General features: G+C 44.0%; 15 protein-coding genes. 7 read left to right on the top strand and 8 right to left on the bottom strand.

The window, feature by feature from the left end; genetic code table 11:
• Positions 1-8: 8 nt before the first annotated feature.
• Positions 9-3,494 (bottom strand): chromosome segregation protein SMC, encoded by a 3,486-nt coding sequence (gene smc, locus GPLA_RS04735; protein WP_007103701.1) that lies wholly within the window; start codon positions 3,492-3,494, stop codon positions 9-11.
• A 215-nt stretch (positions 3,495-3,709) separates the two neighbouring features.
• On the opposite strand from smc, the gene cysZ reads away from it, so the two are divergent.
• Positions 3,710-4,444, top strand: a complete 735-nt coding sequence (gene cysZ / locus GPLA_RS04730; RefSeq protein ID WP_007103700.1) for a sulfate transporter CysZ — start codon at positions 3,710-3,712, stop codon at positions 4,442-4,444.
• A 4-nt stretch (positions 4,445-4,448) separates the two neighbouring features.
• Here the strand turns inward: cysZ and GPLA_RS04725 are convergent, their stop codons facing one another.
• Positions 4,449-5,516, bottom strand: coding sequence for a 2-dehydropantoate 2-reductase (locus GPLA_RS04725; RefSeq protein ID WP_007103699.1), 1,068 nt, complete (start codon positions 5,514-5,516; stop codon positions 4,449-4,451).
• 54 nt (positions 5,517-5,570) lie between these two features.
• Here GPLA_RS04725 and GPLA_RS04720 point away from each other — a divergent pair, with 54 nt between their 5' ends.
• From GPLA_RS04720 to GPLA_RS23910, 4 genes are all read left to right on the top strand, one after another.
• Positions 5,571-6,863: a GGDEF domain-containing protein gene (locus GPLA_RS04720; RefSeq protein WP_007103698.1), complete on the top strand. Its 1,293-nt coding sequence runs from the start codon at positions 5,571-5,573 to the stop codon at positions 6,861-6,863.
• A 4-nt stretch (positions 6,864-6,867) separates the two neighbouring features.
• Positions 6,868-8,112, top strand: coding sequence for a glycosyltransferase family 4 protein (locus GPLA_RS04715; protein ID WP_040513900.1), 1,245 nt, complete (start codon positions 6,868-6,870; stop codon positions 8,110-8,112).
• Positions 8,113-8,300: 188 nt separating this feature from the next.
• Entirely contained in the window at positions 8,301-9,686 is a 1,386-nt protein-coding gene (locus GPLA_RS04710; RefSeq protein ID WP_007103696.1) for a GGDEF domain-containing protein, read from the top strand.
• A gap of 106 nt (positions 9,687-9,792) precedes the next feature.
• Positions 9,793-10,092 carry a hypothetical protein gene (locus tag GPLA_RS23910; RefSeq protein ID WP_083881996.1) on the top strand — a complete coding sequence of 100 codons (300 nt, stop codon included), beginning with the start codon at positions 9,793-9,795 and terminating at the stop codon, positions 10,090-10,092.
• Positions 10,093-10,100: 8 nt separating this feature from the next.
• Here the strand turns inward: GPLA_RS23910 and GPLA_RS04705 are convergent, their stop codons facing one another.
• Together GPLA_RS04705 and GPLA_RS04700 are read right to left on the bottom strand one after the other, a co-directional pair.
• Positions 10,101-10,832: a DUF3307 domain-containing protein gene (locus GPLA_RS04705; RefSeq protein ID WP_007103695.1), complete on the bottom strand. Its 732-nt coding sequence runs from the start codon at positions 10,830-10,832 to the stop codon at positions 10,101-10,103.
• Positions 10,832-11,455: a MarR family transcriptional regulator gene (locus tag GPLA_RS04700; protein ID WP_007103694.1), complete on the bottom strand. Its 624-nt coding sequence runs from the start codon at positions 11,453-11,455 to the stop codon at positions 10,832-10,834. Before GPLA_RS04700 ends, GPLA_RS04705 begins: the two co-directional genes overlap by 1 nt.
• 263 nt (positions 11,456-11,718) lie before the next feature.
• Here GPLA_RS04700 and GPLA_RS04695 point away from each other — a divergent pair, with 263 nt between their 5' ends.
• Positions 11,719-11,958 carry a DUF3565 domain-containing protein gene (locus tag GPLA_RS04695; RefSeq protein ID WP_007103693.1) on the top strand — a complete coding sequence of 80 codons (240 nt, stop codon included), beginning with the start codon at positions 11,719-11,721 and terminating at the stop codon, positions 11,956-11,958.
• Between the two features lie 9 nt (positions 11,959-11,967).
• Here GPLA_RS04695 and GPLA_RS04690 read toward each other — a convergent pair whose 3' ends face one another.
• Positions 11,968-12,927, bottom strand: a complete 960-nt coding sequence (locus GPLA_RS04690) for a purine-nucleoside phosphorylase (protein WP_051997639.1) — start codon at positions 12,925-12,927, stop codon at positions 11,968-11,970.
• 286 nt (positions 12,928-13,213) lie between these two features.
• Between GPLA_RS04690 and GPLA_RS04685 the strand changes: the two genes are divergently transcribed.
• Positions 13,214-13,753, top strand: coding sequence for an isochorismatase family protein (locus tag GPLA_RS04685; protein ID WP_007103690.1), 540 nt, complete (start codon positions 13,214-13,216; stop codon positions 13,751-13,753).
• Positions 13,754-13,794: 41 nt separating this feature from the next.
• On the opposite strand, the gene GPLA_RS04680 is transcribed toward GPLA_RS04685, so the two are convergent.
• From GPLA_RS04680 to GPLA_RS04670, 3 genes are all read right to left on the bottom strand, one after another.
• Positions 13,795-15,558, bottom strand: coding sequence for a SufS family cysteine desulfurase (locus tag GPLA_RS04680; protein ID WP_007103689.1), 1,764 nt, complete (start codon positions 15,556-15,558; stop codon positions 13,795-13,797).
• 146 nt (positions 15,559-15,704) lie between these two features.
• Positions 15,705-16,280 (bottom strand): DUF6942 family protein, encoded by a 576-nt coding sequence (locus GPLA_RS04675; protein ID WP_007103688.1) that lies wholly within the window; start codon positions 16,278-16,280, stop codon positions 15,705-15,707.
• A 1-nt stretch (position 16,281) separates the two neighbouring features.
• Positions 16,282-16,671, bottom strand: coding sequence for a DUF2750 domain-containing protein (locus tag GPLA_RS04670; protein WP_007103687.1), 390 nt, complete (start codon positions 16,669-16,671; stop codon positions 16,282-16,284).
• Positions 16,672-16,692 lie beyond the last annotated feature (21 nt).

Below are 16,692 nucleotides of genomic sequence, written 5' to 3'. Positions count from 1 at the left end.
ACCCTTTTTTATGCTTGCGCGATAGCTAGCGCTTGTTCTACATCAACGGCTACCATGCGTGAAACACCCGGTTCCGCCATAGTTACACCTGTTAAGTGACTCGCCATTTCCATAGCAATTTTGTTGTGGGTGATATAAATAAATTGCACACTACTAGACATTTCACTGACTAGCTTACAAAAACGTCCAACATTGGCATCATCCAAAGGTGCATCCACTTCATCCAATAAACAGAATGGCGCAGGATTCAATTGAAAGATGGCAAAAACCAATGATAAAGCGGTCAGAGCTTTTTCTCCACCAGAAAGCAGATGAATTGTACTATTTTTCTTTCCCGGTGGCCTTGCCATAATGCTGACACCCGTTTCCAATAAATCATCATCGGTCAGCGCCAAGTACGCCGAACCACCACCAAAGACTTTTGGAAACAAAGTCTGCAAACCATTATTAACCTGATCGAAGGTATTTTTAAAGCGACTTCTGGTTTCTTTGTCAATTTTACGAATGGCTTGCTCTAATGTTTCCAGTGCAGACTCAAGATCTTGATTTTGTTCATCTAAGTGCTGTTTACGTTGTGCTTGAACATCGTACTCTTCTACCGCGGCTAAATTCACGGCCCCCAGTCTCGCTACGCTGGCAACTGTGCGTTCAAGATAAATTTGCCACTGTTTTTCATTAGCATTTTCATTAAGGCTCTCAAGCAAGGGATCGAGCTGTATTTTCATTTCATTTAACTGCTCAACCACACTATTGGCTCTCACGCGATAACCTTCGCATTCCAATTTGGTATTCTGAACATTCACCTGCATCTGCTGAATCTGCGTATTAATTGCCTGTTGGCCTTTCTCTATCTGGCCAAGCTCATGCTCAATGTCGCCTAACGTGATCTGCAGTTTCTGCTGCGTTTCATCAAGAAGGTGATGCTCACGTAACATACTTTGTAATTGCTCGACTTGGTCTGTCAAAGGGCCTGATAGTTGCGTTAATTCACTCGTAAGCTGTTCTTTTTTATACAACATATTTTGCAACTGGGCCGTTTCGCGTCCTTGTGCAATTAATAAATTCTGCTGCTCTGTTTGTTGCCCTTTGAGAGTTAAGGCATGTTGATGTTGGCGGTTTTTCAGATTATCGACTTGATGCCGCTGTTCTCGTATTTGTTTATTTAGCTGTTCCCGTTGCTGTTCAATGTCTGTTTGCTGCTCGTTCAAGGTCACCAACGTTTCAGCCAACGCGTCTGTCTGTGCCCTTAAGTCCGTTAATTGAGTTTCCTCCTCGCCCAGCACCGCCTTTTGGCGCTGTAATTCAACATCAAGTTTACGCTGACGCTGGCTATCACTTTGCTGTTGTTGTACCAACCATTGGCAGTGATTTTTACATTTGTTCAGCTCGCCTTCACAGGCCGAAAGTGCATTACGATGGTGTTCTTTATCTTGACTAAGTCGCTCGACGTTTTGCTGGGCTTGCACACTTTCTTGCTGCGCAATATCGCAACGTAACTCTATATCTGGTTGTTTAGTTTCTAACGACACTATGGCATTGGTCCGTTGAATAATACCGCTTTCTTCCTCTTTGCAGCCATCAATCAGCCAATCACTGCCGACCCATAGTCCATCCGCACTCACCACGCTTTGACCTAGATCCAATGATGTCTGCTGCTTCATCGCGTCATCTCTGGACTGCGCTAGGCGAATATCCCCCATCCACAAGGGAAAGTGACAATCATGCAGCACTGAACCTAAAGTATTAGCTTTTGGTTCCAGGGAGGGTGCATTGCCAAAGATAACAGCTAAACCTTGCATTTCTTTGGTGACAAGTAGATTCGCGATATCTTTTGGGTAGTTGAGCAATAACGCATTTTGCCACTGTGCAGTGACAGCCTCAACCGCTCGCTCCCATCCAGGAGTGACTGTTAATGACGCCTGCCAAGGCTGACTCTCAATGCCCATATCGGTCAATTGTTGTTGATGGTCTTGATGACCCACCGCTAAATTTTGAACTCCTTGCAACGCGGAAATTTGCGCATTGAGCGCGTGCAACTCACCTTTGGTATGCGCTCTTTCGTCATCGGCACTGCGCCAATTAAGCTCCGCTTGATGCAATGTTTCGGTTACCGCCTGATAACTAACCTGTGCTTCATCAAACTGGCTTTGAGCGAGCTGTTGGGCTTTATTGGCTAAGCTAATTTGTTGGCTAAATTCGGTTGTTTGCAGCGCAGTGATCTCGTTAGAAATTTCCCCTACTCGCTCTTGGGTACGCATTTGCATCGCCAAGATGGACTGAATTTTTTCGTGATTGTTTTGGCTCTGTTGCTTACATTTTTGGTGCGTCAGCTCTTGCTCTCGCCATTGATTCTGCTCATTAGCAAGTCGTTCTTCCAAGCTTTGTAATTGCCAAATTGCATCCTCCAATGCCTGAGCGGTCAACTCATGCTCTGGCGCATCTAGGGTGATAACGTGATTTAAGTCTGATAGGCGCTGCGCACTGGTTTTTTGTTCTAATTCACTATCGTTTACGGCTTCTTGAAGCGTTGCCAGTTCTTGAGTTATTTGTGCGATACGCTGTTTACTGTGCAACTGATTTTGCTCAAGGCGAGTAATGTCTGTACCTAACCGAAAATAGACTTGTTGGGTATCCTGTAATTGCTGTTTGTGTTCTTGTTGGCGCGTTTTATAAACCGTGATTTCTTTTTCATCGCCACGCTGACGAGCAATAAAGGCTTGTAAATCGGTTTCTTGCTGCTGAGCTTTTTGTTCTAACGTGATAATTGTGTCATTAAAATTTGACCAGCGAATTGCCACTAATTCTGAACGATATTGACGTTCTTGCTGTTTAAGCGCTTTATACTGTTTGGCTGCTACGGCTTGTTTCTCAAGTTTTTGCAGTTGGGCACCCAGTTCCCCGCGCACATCTTCTAAACGCTCAAGGTTTTCTTTTGTATGGCGGATCCTGTTTTCAGTTTCACGGCGACGTTCTTTATATTTGGAGATCCCCGCAGCTTCTTCAATGAAAACCCGTAACTCTTGGGGCTTGGATTCAATTAAGCGAGAAATCGTTCCTTGCTCGATAATGGCATAACTACGGGGGCCTAATCCGGTACCAAGAAACAAGTCAGTGACATCTCGGCGTCGACATTTACTATTATTAAGGAAATAGCTAGATTGCCCATCTTTACTGACCAGGCGCTTAACCGATATTTCATTGTAACTGGCAAATTCACCTTGAATACGCCCAGACGTATTATCAAATACCAATTCAACTGTACATTGAGAGACAGGCTTACGCGCGCTGGAGCCGTTAAAAATAACGTCGACCATGGCATCGCCGCGCAAATTTTTGGCAGAGCTTTCCCCCAAAACCCAGCGCACAGCATCTATCACGTTAGATTTACCGCAGCCGTTAGGCCCGACTATCGCCGTCATATCATCTGGAAAGGGAATGCTGGTTGGGTCAACAAAAGACTTAAACCCCGCGAGCTTTATTTTCTTTAAACGCATGAATAAAAGAGTGATTCCGGTTTTATCGTTATTATGGGAAACAGTCAAAATGTAGCAAAACTCACCCCGTGTAACAATTGACGTTTTGCCGAAGCTGAGTTCGTCAGTATAATAACCTAAGTTAGCATCTACATTTGCCAATTAATTCAAGGTTTTACATAATTTTTGGCGAGTAACAACTAAATGTACAAATAGTATACAAAAGAGGCAGATCTGTGAATTATTTCCTACAAGGTTTTACGTTAATTCAAACCAAGGGCTTGAAGCGCTTCGTGTTTATTCCTTTAGCAGTAAATCTGATCTTATTTTCTTGCGCATTATATGCCCTCTTTGGCCAAATAGATGGCGCGATTATTTGGTTAGTCGAGCTTATCCCCGACTGGCTAGGCTGGCTTAAGACTGCGTTAAGTTACATCATTTGGCCCTTGGCAGTCATCAGTGTTTTACTGGTTTTTGCCCTTATTTTCGGGACGTTGTCAAATTGGATTGCCGCACCGTTTAATGGCTTATTAGCAGAAAAAGTGGAGAAACACCTGACCGGCCAAGATTTAGGTGATACTGGGGTAATGGACATAGTCAAAGACATTCCACGTACCTTAGGTCGCGAGCTATCGAAACTTGGCTACTATTTGCCCCGGGCCATAGGTTTTCTATTATTGTTCTTTATCTTGCCAGTGATAGGCCAAGTATTATGGTTTCTGTTTAGTGCTTGGATGATGGCCATTCAATATTGTGATTATGCCTTCGATAACCACAAAGTATCCTTTAAAGACATGCGCCGTACCCTTAATCAAAGCCGCGGAAGTTGCTTTAGTTTTGGCATTGGGGTCAGCGTTTTCTCGATGATCCCCATTGTTAACTTTCTGGTTATGCCGGTGGCTATTTGCGGTGCAACGGCTATGTGGGTGGATAATCTTAAACCCAAGGTATTAAACGACAGTCACCACTAAGGCATCAGTCTTGTCGAATGAGCCTTTGCAGTTGAGAGGCACTTACGGGGCGAGTAAGCGCAATTTTCGGTTGTTTACCTCCGACTCGGTTGCTACTTTTAGCCTCTGATAAAGCCTCAACTAAAGCCACGATTCGATTATTTGCAGGGGTGGGTACACCTACCCTTGCTCCTTCATTGGCCACAGCGCCGTTGAGATACTGTATTTCTGTCGGCTTATTTTGTGACATGTCCCACCACATTGATGTACGCACATTAGGATCAACAGCCAGCATTTTATTGGCCACCAATTTAAACAAAAAGTTGGGCAATTTAAGAACGTATGGCACCACATTTGCCGGTACCGATGTTACTTTTGGCAACTCGAGTCCTAATTCTTTTGATACTGCTAGCAACTCTTGCATCATGGTGGCAATAACTACGCGATAGCCCCGTTGCTGCAACATGCTTTTCACCGGAATATCGGCTAACGCATTAATACTGTTCCCCAAATTTAGCTGCAGTTTTGCCCACAGCAAGGATTGCATGTCCTTTGAAAGGGCGACAGGTAATAAGTCACTATTGAGACTGGAGACTAATTTCTCACTGAGATCCGCCTTATTAGCCTGTTCTATCGTTAAATCACCTTGTGAGCCACGATGTAAATGGCCTTTTTCTAGCTCCACCACGTTGAATGGCACCATGACCCTAAGCACAGTATTATTGGGATAGGCGCGCTTAACAGGAGCCTCAGATCCTAAGCCATTCTGGCAGCACAAAATTACCGTACGTTTACTTACCAGCGGCGCAATATCGAGCAAAGCTTGTTCAACACCATGGCATTTAACGGTCAACCATAAATAATCACAGGCTATTTGTTCTGGTTTTAATTTTAATAGCACTTCGCTATCAAGAAAATTCAGCTCTTGGGCTTGAGCATAGTGCTCTTGATAGTCTGTTAGAGTAACACCTTGAGCTAACTTGCTTTTCACTGATGCACGGCAAACAAGTGCTACCTTAAACCCTAATTGATGCATGCTTGCGCCTAGATAACTGCCAATTAATCCGGCTCCAAAAACTACGTGAGACGACATAAGTCTCCTTTTAACAGATTGATAATATTCATTTAATTTGTAGCAAATTAACACATGCACTTATGGAACAAACAAAAATTTCATACAATAGCGCTTTACACCCAGCTCGAGTCTGACATTTTGACCTATTTGCACAATATTTTTCGTCACATTTTTGTGTATGCAACATTGCTTCTTCTTGTGCTGTATTCATTTGAAACACAACGCCCATTACTTCTTGACTGGTTTATTCCATTGCCGTGGATTGGCTATTTAGCCGTCACTATTACAGCGTTAATTGCACTGCAATTTGGCCGGAGTCGATTATTTTGGTGCTGTATTTTAACCGCTATACTACTGTTGTTTGCACAAGAAAAAATAGCCCTCTCGTCTGACTTTACCCGCCGCTTACCGCTAATGGCGTTATTGATGCTCAGCTATTTAAGCTGCGCCAAGGACCGCGGCTTTTCCTCTCACAACCTAATACTGACCCTAGTAAAGCTCACACTTGTCGGCGTATTCAGTTGGCTAATGTTGGGGCACTTGCCTGCAATCAGTCAAAATTTTCTCAGTCCAATATATACCTTGGCCAATAATTTAGAGCCAAGACTGAACGCCCTGTACACACCTTTCGAGTGGCTATTAGTGACGTTTTCTGTTGTGCTTTGTTTTGCGCGATTCCTCTATGTACCTGACCATAACCACGGTGCATTGTTATTAAGTGTGGTCTTTGTGGCGATAATGCCAGCCTATGCCCAATTCGAATTACATAATGTATTAGCCCTAACGTTAGCTACAAGCTTTCTATACGCCATGTTAAAAGACAGTTTTAACATGGCGTTCAAAGATGAACTGACCGCCATCCCATCTCGCCGGGCACTGATGCAGTACGTGAATACACTTGGTCGAAAATATGTCGTGGTCATGGCAGATATCGATCATTTTAAAAAATTCAATGACTCTTATGGCCACGATGTGGGAGACGAAGTACTTAGACTTGTCGCCAGCCGTTTAAATAAAATCGGAGGTGGTGGCAAGGCATTTCGTTTCGGTGGCGAAGAGTTTGTATTGATATTTCCACGTAAAACTCCCGATCAGGCGCTGCCTTTTGTAGAGCAAATTCGTCAGCTTATTGCTGATTATCCAATTACATTGCGTGATAAACCTCGTCCTAAAAAAGCGCCAAAACGCGGTGCAAGCAAACAACCTCAAGGTAAAACAGTGAACATTACCGCCAGCTTTGGTATTGCTAAACGCAACAGTCAACACAGTCAGTTTAGCGATATTATGAAGCAAGCAGATGTTGCTCTATATACTGCCAAGAAAGCAGGCCGTAACTGCGTACAGCTCGCCAAGCAACCCGGATAATATTATGTCAATTCAACACGTTTTAGTCATCGGCTATGTCTGGCCTGAACCAAACTCGTCCGCAGCTGGGCAACATATGATGAGCTTGCTGACACTCTTTACCCAGCAAGGCTGGACTGTCAGCTTTGCCAGCCCAGCTTTGCAAGGCGAGCATAAAATCGACCTCACTAAAATGGCCATAAGCGAACACAGTATCTCGCTAAATTGCCCTAGCTTTGACGATTTTATTCAACAACAACAGCCCGATATGGTGTTGTTCGATCGCTTTATGTTAGAAGAACAGTTTGGCTGGCGCGTGGCAAAGCATTGCCCAAACGCTCTGCGCGTGCTTGATACCGAGGATTTACATAGTTTGCGCGATGCTCGTCATCGTGCGTTCAAACAGGATCGTGCGGTAACCGAGCAAGACTTAAAGGGTGATTTGGCGCTTCGTGAAGTGGCTTCTATCTATCGCTGTGATTTGAGTTTAATTATTTCCGATTATGAACATGCACTGCTAGGTAATACTTTCGGTGTGCCTGAGACATTGCTTTATCATTGTCCGTTTATGCTCGACTTAGTGCCAAGTGGTGATGCTTCTAAACACAAAACCTTCTCACAGCGCCAGCACTTCATCAGCATTGGCAATTTTCGCCATGAACCCAACTGGAATGCTGTTCTGTGGCTAAAGACAGAAATATGGCCCTTGATTAGACAAGCTCTACCAGCCGCTGAGCTGCACATCTATGGGGCTTATCCGCCACCAAAGGCCAGTCAATTGCACAATGCCAAGCAAGGTTTTCATATCAAAGGTTGGGCAGAGAATGCCAAAGCGGTCATGGGCGACGCCCGCGTATGCTTGGCTCCCCTGCGTTTTGGTGCCGGCATTAAAGGCAAGTTGGCAGAAGCCATGCTGTGCAATACGCCAAGTGTTACCACATCCATTGGCGCTGAGGGCATGTGTACTGAAGATACTTGGCCTGGTGCCATTGCCCATAGTGCACTGGAGTTTGCCTTTCAGGCAGTTGCGTTATATCAAGACCCAGCGTTATGGCACCAAGCCGGTGAACGAGGCGAGCATGCCTTACAGCGCTTTGATAAACGGCAGCTAGCACCGGCACTTATTAACCATTTAACACAGCTTAAAAATAACCTGACGGCCCATAGACTGAAAAACTTCACAGGTAGCATGTTGCAACATCACCAACATAAAAGTACCCAGTATATGGCCCAGTGGATTGAGGCTAAAAATCGTCCCTTAGAAAGCTAGCGATGACACGCAAAAGTGGCTAAAAATTTACTTTTAGTGGGTTTTTTATACAAAAACTACGACTAAAATTGTATATTCCTGAGCTGAAATAACACGTAAGCTTTATAATTTTTAATGGCAATTGGATTTTCGCGTTGAGCACTCCCCATCGAAGTAGGTTATCCCATCTTGGCTTCAAAGTGCCCAGCATGTTGTTTATTATGGCCATTGCTGTGGCGATCAGTGGTTATTTAACCTTATCTGACTCAGTCGAAGAACAAAGTCGTCTGCAACAGCAATCTATGTCACCAGCATTTGATTTGGTCACAGAAGAATTAGTTAAACCCCTACATACTGCGCAGATCCTCGCCAATACGCCGACATTACGCAATTTAATGGCGGCCAAACAGATTGATGATATGGCCATGCTCGCATTAGTCAAACGCATGTCCATGGATTACAACATGGACTTTTTTGTCGCCAGCGAAACCAGCCGTAAACAATACAACGCCAATGGCAGCACATTAGCCTTAAAAGAAGGTCAAGTAGAATGGTATTTTAGGGTAAAACAACAACCAAAAAACATAGCAGCAGCATTAGGTAATCGACAAGATATCCACATTTATTTTGATGTGAAAGTGTTTAACGATCAGGGGGTATTTCTTGGTTTTATTGGGGTTGGCAAGCGCTTAAAAACCTTCTTAGAGGTATTTGACAAATACAAAGACTCTTTTGGTTATGACTTTATCTTTGCGGATAACAACCAGGATGTGGTGTTGGCCTCAAACCCCAAACTGCTCGCTGACGGTCAGCGTATTCTTTCTGTGGAGCAACTGCACTGGTTTCAGGCGTTAACCCCAGAGCAGCAAAGTTTACCGAATTTGAACAATATTATTGTTAAAACGCCTGATGCCACTAGTTTAATTGCCCAAATCGATTTAAAGGCACTGCACTGGAAACTATACCTGCTCACACCTCTGTCATCACGCAAAGATGCCAGTACGGAAGCGTATACCAGTCATACCTCTTTTGTATTATTGGCTATTTTCGTGATATTCGTTACCGCCCATGTGATTATTCGTTTTTTTGAACGTGAATCAGCTAAAAAACATCAGCTCGATCCTCTCACTCAACTGCACAATCGGCCACATATTCAATGGCGTTTCGACAAAATCGTCAGGGCTAGCCAAGAGGTTAGTCTAATCATGGTAGACGTGGATAACTTCAAACGTATTAATGACACCCATGGACACAATGTGGGCGACAAAGTATTAATTGAAATCGCTCATTTATTACAAAGTGAACTACGCGAGCACGATGCTATTGCACGCTGGGGGGGCGAAGAGTTTGTTATTTTACTGCCGGCCACTAAGGTCGAAAAAGCTCGGGTCATTGCCCAGCGTACCTGTGCTAAAATAGCTGAGCACCCTTTGGTATTAATGGGCAACATAGACTTGCTCATTTCAGCAAGTTTTGGGGTGACATATACGCCTCAGGCTCGCTCATTAGAGCGACTTGTTAAAGTGGCGGACGATGCCCTTTATGAAGCTAAACGCGCAGGGAAAAATTGTGTGCGCGTGCATAAAATCAATTAATACTAAGCTAGCGTCAATCCATCTAATTACGCCTAAATTAACAAAAAAACGATTGTTCAAGAATGCTACAATCGTTTTTTAAAATTAATTGGCTTAGGAGGTTACCTTGCTAGCTCGTGTTCGTAACAAGGTACTATTCACATCCAAACGTGTCTCTGCATACTTAGTGACCTATCCCAATCAGCATAAGGTAATGAATCATATCGATCCTGTGCCGAACGGGAGATACTACAAATTTAATATTGTCTTGAAGCAACCTAAGATAGGCGGTGTTTTTCATTGTCAAAAATGCATCATGAATTTTTTTGGACGCATTTACTTATTCCGACCGGATAAGTACGAACACAGTGTTACCCGCATTGAACAAGGCAAACGGGTATTACTAAGCTTTTCATTGATCATCTAACCAGCGCGCTAAAGCGACAAGAAACTTTTATTCACCCACCACCCTAACAATAGGGCGCACGAAAAGCTCAATAAGGTACCTAGCATCATATACTCGGTTAACTTCATATCTTTCTCCTTGGTCAGATCGCCAAAACGGAAAATTGTTTTGGCGGCCAGCAGAAATCCGACTCCGGCAAATTGGCCTATGATAATAAACGAAATAATTAAACAACGCTCCAGATAACCTATCCAGCGCCCTGCGGATGCAAGCCCTGTCTGTTTGTCTGCTAACTGTGTGGTGTAATTGCTTAATGCTATCGATATCGCGATTGAGGCTGGCCGGCACGCGATCACGTAAACACAGGCAATTGCCAGATATTTTATCTGCAACACCCATAACAGCTGAGCTTTTATTTCTGCGAACGTACTGCCGCTCAAGACTAACCACGCCACGACAATAACCAACAAATGAAAGGATTGATCGAGTAAGAAATAATATAACCCGTCATTCTTATAGGACTTCCATATATCGATTAGCATATGAGTAAATCCAATCAAAACAATGGCAATCCATCCCGATCCGTTTAACTGCCCGCTGATCCACAAAGCCGCGATCAATAAGAACACATGGGTTAGCACATGTTTGCACAAACCCCAAGAAGCATAATGATTGTCTTTTCTACACGTCACCCAGGTATCTTTTTGAATATAAAAATCGGCTATAACATGGGCCAAGACCATTAATAATAACAACGTCATTAGTTATTCACCTTCGTCTCGTACAAGGCTAAATACTGCTTGATTAAATCGCCTCCCATTCGGCTCAAATGCTTAGTCACATTTTGCTGACTGGTACCTAAAACATCGGCTAATTGAGAATGAGTAGGGAAACCGGCTTTTAAATAGTGGTATAACACTCTGGCTTGCATTTGTGTGTGCGAGTTCAGTAAATGGTCAAGAAATTGCGTCGCTAATACGAGCGCCTCATAAAAGTCGCCACCCTCATGATGCAAACTCACATGTCCACTGGGTGTCGTGTCCAAGCCGCGGCCTGATAAGGTAAATGCAGAGCCTTGAGAAACACTCGGCTTACTGCCTTCGATGAGCTGATCGCCTAAACCAATCGACAACGTAATACCAATGGGTTTTTGAGTATGAGTTGCCGAGAAAAGTAAGCTTTTTAATTCAATCACCCCGCGCATGGCATGTTGAGGCTGACAAAAAATCAATTGTATACCATCACCTCGATATAACTCACCTCGGGCGTTAAAACGTTTCTGGCATGCTGTAATATAGTCTTCCATTAAGGTCACAGCTAATTGATAATCCTTGCGTGACATGGCCGTTGAGTCCACCAGATCTCCTGTCAAAACAGCAATCATGGATATCACCTCGGGTTGTACCTATGGTTAAATCTGCAGTCAGTGTACGATCAATGATAATAGCGCCGCAACAAAAACAACCAAAAATGATTGTTCAACTGGATTACAACCTTTAATGGGTGTCAATAAGACAAACAACCAAATAAAGTTGTTTGGTAAACACAAAGGACATCACGAAGGACTTGTTCAAATAACACTCTCACGCGGTTTATGCGCCGCGTTAACAATGAATCTAGCCGCTAACACTCGAGGAAATAGACCATATGCAACAGCCTATTATTGACTATACCCAAGACGATGAATCTCATTGGGTCGCTAAACTGGCCTGTGGTCATTTTCAACATGTTCGCCACGATCCTCCTTGGATCAATCGGCCTTGGGTACTCACGCCCCAAGGACGTGAGCAGCATTTACATGCCATACTTGAATGCAAAAAGTGTGACCAAACAGCACCATTAGATTTTTGCCCTCCAGCGAGTCCGAATCATATAGCCAGAAAATGAACAATCAGACTAATGAGCAGGGACGCCATCTTTGAAATCGGCCCAATTCTCCACCAGATAATCGACCACTTTTTCTCCCACCAACGCGATATTTTCGACTGTTTCAGCAAAACCACCTGCCGTTTCACCGGGAGCAGGGTCAAGGTGTGCCAAGGTGGTTTCGTTGGGGTTTCCCTGATCAAAGTTCACCGCGCCACGTAAACTGAGCAATCTATCGATCCCCACCGTCCGTGATAGAACTTGTGCAATCGCCACCCCTTCCATTTCGGCAATCATATAGTCATCTGCGCCATATAACTGGCTAATATATTGGGCTTGTGCGGACAGGCCTGGGCCATGAAAGAAAGTGTCACCAGCAATATGCGTACCGACTGTCACTGTGGGTTTACGACGAGCCTGAGGTTGAGTATAACGCATACGATAAGCTTGAGCTTCGGCGGAATCTTGAAGTTGCACATCTTTAGACAAGCCCACGGCCAAATCAACCAACCTAGAATTAAGCTGATAACGTCGAATATCTTCATAACCTTGCCTTGGCATAAATACCGGTTCACCGGCTATGCCTTCATCTGGCATCCAGCGGTGGCCCAAGTCATAATCAATCAGCCAACTTCCCCAGTTTACGTCTGCAATTGTCCCTTGTGATGGCGGCACGCCACCCACCCCACTAACAATGAAGTAGCTGTGGTTAAAATCAAATTGATGATTTAAAACAATTGCCTGCATAGACGAAGAAGAGGCCACTTTGCCCATTCCTAACACAGAACCGCACACGCCATCTTGATTACAAAACACTGGACTCAATGCACCTTTTACAGTTATCGGCGCAGTGTCCACAAAGTAGCGTTCAAACCAATGTTGAAACTCCCCCGCCTTGTCACCTTGATTCCCGCCGATTTCAAACATACCGGCAATAAACACTTTTACCGCCAGGGGCTCCTTTTCTACCCCAACGGCAGACACACTCATCAATAAACACAAAACAAAAAATACGAACTTCAACAGACAACTCCTAACCTAATGAATGGTACGACTGATTTATAGCAACCAGACTGAACACGAATGCGCTTTGTAAAGCAAAAAGCACGCCCGTTGAAAGAAAAAATAAGTCATTAAAAATCAATATTTTGAATAAAAGCGAATGACGAAAAAACATGAATAAGCACCATAGTGAGGCGTCAATGCACCGAATTGCATTGTTATACGTCCTAGGCTTAGCTAACGTAACAGCTTATCCCATGTCATAGGTGCCCACATGTTAACAATTCAAAACACTGGCCTAGTGGTAGTCGATATACAAGGTGATTTAGCGCACATGGTATATGAAAGTGATACGCTAATTCACAACACCCTAATGCTTATTAAGGCCGCAAAGGTACTGGAATTACCCATAATCTACTTAGAACAAGCACCACTAAAATTAGGCAAAACCGTCATAACACTTAGTGAAGAACTATCCCCTCGGAGCCCCATTACTAAACACACATTCAATGCCTGTGCCGCACCAGAATTTCTCGATGCGTTAAAACAACATACTAAGCAAAACTGGTTAGTATGTGGCATTGAGGCGCATATTTGTGTTTATCAAAGTGTACTGGGTATGCTTAATTTAGGCTACTCAGTGGATGTTGTTTGTGACGCGACGTCTTCTCGCTTGGCAGAAAACAAAACCTTAGCGATAAATAAGTTGAGCCGCCAAGGCGCCGCCATGACCAGCGTTGAAATGGCTTTATACGAATTAGTAGGTGATAGCCGTACCCCTGCGTTTAAAGCTATCTTACCTTTGATTAAATAAACGCCTTTTAGTCACACCACAAACATACTAGTGACTGCAAATCAGCGTTCGTTGACATGCCTTTGGATGTGTTCAATGACAGCTTGTAAGCCGTTACCTCTGGACTGACTCACATGCCGACCTAATCCCAGGGCATCTAAATATCCATGCAAATTAAACTGCTTAATCTGCTTGATCGTCAAATGCGCTAACGGCTCAAAAATGATGGCCAATAGACCGCGGACTATTTTACTCGGTGAATAGGCCCAAAGCGCTAAATGATGACCTTGGTTAACACACTTAAGCCACACCTGACTTTCACAGCCCATCACTTCATACTGGCCAATCTGTTCCTCAGGTGACAATTTATTCAGTTGTTTACCCGCCAGCATAATTTGTCGATAGGTTTCGTCCCAACTACTCGCTTGACGAATATGTAATGCCAGCGGCATTCTTTCAAAATCAAAATCAAAATCAAAATCATCATTAACATTAAAAGAATATTTACGTTGCACTGGTATGCTGAATACACTATTCAATTCTCCCGAGTCACTGATGTTAGGATGATCGTTCGCTGGGGAATTAACATGTGCTTGAGGTGCAAGCATTACATTCGGCTTAAGCGTGCGAAGAATAATGTCCAGCGTGCGAAGGAAGTAAATTACCTCATCTAGGGTGTTATATGCGCTCAACGAAACACGAACAGTGCCATCTATGCCCAGTGCTTGCATAAGCGGCATGGCACAATGATGACCCACTCGTACGGCAATATTATGTTCATTCAGCAATACCCCAAGATCTTGATTGTTCACATCATCAATACTAAACGACTGTATGCATATGCTGTTATCTATCTCTCCCCAGAGGCGTATGCCTACAATCTTTTGTAAACCATGAATAAGAGCCCGATATAATGCCTGCTCTTGAGCCGATATCATTAGCGCGTGATGACGAGCGAACGATATCGCCGCTCCTAATCCAAGTACTCCAGCGATATTTGGCGTGCCAGCTTCAAATTTAAAGGGTAACCCTTGGAACGTAGTGCCTGAAAAGCTGACTCTTTCAATCATTTCTCCGCCGGTCTGATAGGGTGGCAGTCCCTCTAGTAACACTTGACGACCATATAGAACACCTATCCCTGTGGGGCCAAAAATTTTATGACCACTAAAAACATAGAAATCACAGTCCAGTGCTTGCACATCCACCGATAAATGCGCGACAGCCTGAGCACCGTCGATCAATGTCAGCGCCCCATGTTTCTTGGCTTGGGCGATAATGACATCAATTGGATTAATATTACCCAGCGCATTCGATACATGACCTACCGCCACCAACGCCGTTTTATGAGAGATCATGCTTTTGGCTTTATCAGCTTGCAACACACCATTTTCGTCCACTGGGATCACCCGAATGCGTAAATCCAACTCCTTGGCGATTTGCTGCCAAGGCACAATATTGGCGTGGTGCTCAAGGGCCGACAGTACGATTTCATCACCCGCTGAAACATGCCCTTTGGCTAATACATTGGCAATCAAGTTAATACTTTCAGTGCAACCTTTGGTCCAGATGATTTCTTTTTCACTGGCCGCATTGATAAAAGCCGCGACGTCTTTACGTGTTTGTTCAAACATTTCGGTGGTTGCCGCAGAGACCCTGTGGCTAGCACGATGCACATTGGCATTTTGCCGTGAATAAAAGCGCTGAATGGTATCTATAACTGTCTGTGGTTTTTGCGTCGTTGCCCCATTATCAAAGTACACCCAAGGTGTATCCGTGTTGTGTTGACTAAAAATGGGAAATTGTTGACGTAAAAAAGACTCGGACATAACACACTCAGAGGGAGGAAATAACAGGAATGAATTGTTGTTAAAATCAATATCTTAATCAAGTCAATTCGCACGTTTGTACACTCGATTGATAAACAGCTACATGGATTACCCATATTGACGCAGTCAGGTGCTTGCCCACGAAATTAGTATGTTTGTAACAACTCAATCAAACGCATGATTTTAGCATTAGATAACTGACGATAATCAAAATATGGACACACCACGACCCGTTTGGCGTCATCGCTAGCAAATTCATTGTCATGCCAGATTAAATTCAAGCTGTCATTTTGGTCCGAAGCTAAATCTGCCAACAACGACTTAGCGTAGGTGCGCCCCATGATGATGTGATACACATGATTATCGGTGGTCACCTGTTGTTCGAGTGCTGGCGGACTAAAAAGCAAAGACGTTTGACTCGACTCTTGAAGCAAAAATTGGTCTCGATAGGCTTGCCAACTAGTACAAGCGCCACCAGGTAACTGAGTATGTAACCTAGGATCAACACTGCGCCAAGCAAATATAAGCTTGGCGTACACGTTAAAAACCTTACGCCACCCATTGCCACCATGACGATTGATCTGCTCTATATCGCCCGCACACAGAGCGGTGAGCGCCTTGCTCGTGAGAAAGTCTCGATAAGGTGGACGATTGGCAATATAGACCTTAATACGTCCATCGGTAGCACCTAAGCCGGTATCAAGGGTAACCGAGCTTAACACCCTACTCGCCTTGTAATTCCTCGTCGATACACTCAAGCATCTCTTGTGCTTCTAACATGATCCCCTCTTCATCTTCACTTAATGGAAAGACGAGGACTAAGGTGCCATTTTTTTGCATGCCGGGTAGCCAAGCTTGATGCCACTGGGCAAAATCAATTTGCTTAGGCTGACAATCTGGAAAGTCATTTTTCACCCATGCTTGGGCAAACTCAGCATAGGGCCAAACAGGCACACAGGCGTCATCTTCAGCTTTTAACATCAACCAACCATTATCACCAAAAAGTCCCCATAAATGCTGAGATTCAATCATGCGGGTTACGGCATAATCGAAACGTTCTTCGGGCAACAATTTACTAAGGGTAATAAATTCTTCCGCTGAAATTTCTGTCATGTTTTGCTCCTGAATATAGTG

Origin of the sequence: Paraglaciecola polaris LMG 21857, assembly GCF_000315055.1 — a bacterium.
GTDB lineage: Bacteria > Pseudomonadota > Gammaproteobacteria > Enterobacterales > Alteromonadaceae > Paraglaciecola > Paraglaciecola polaris.
Note: the sequence above shows the minus strand (reverse complement) of the source record. Positions and strands in the feature narration are given on the sequence as shown.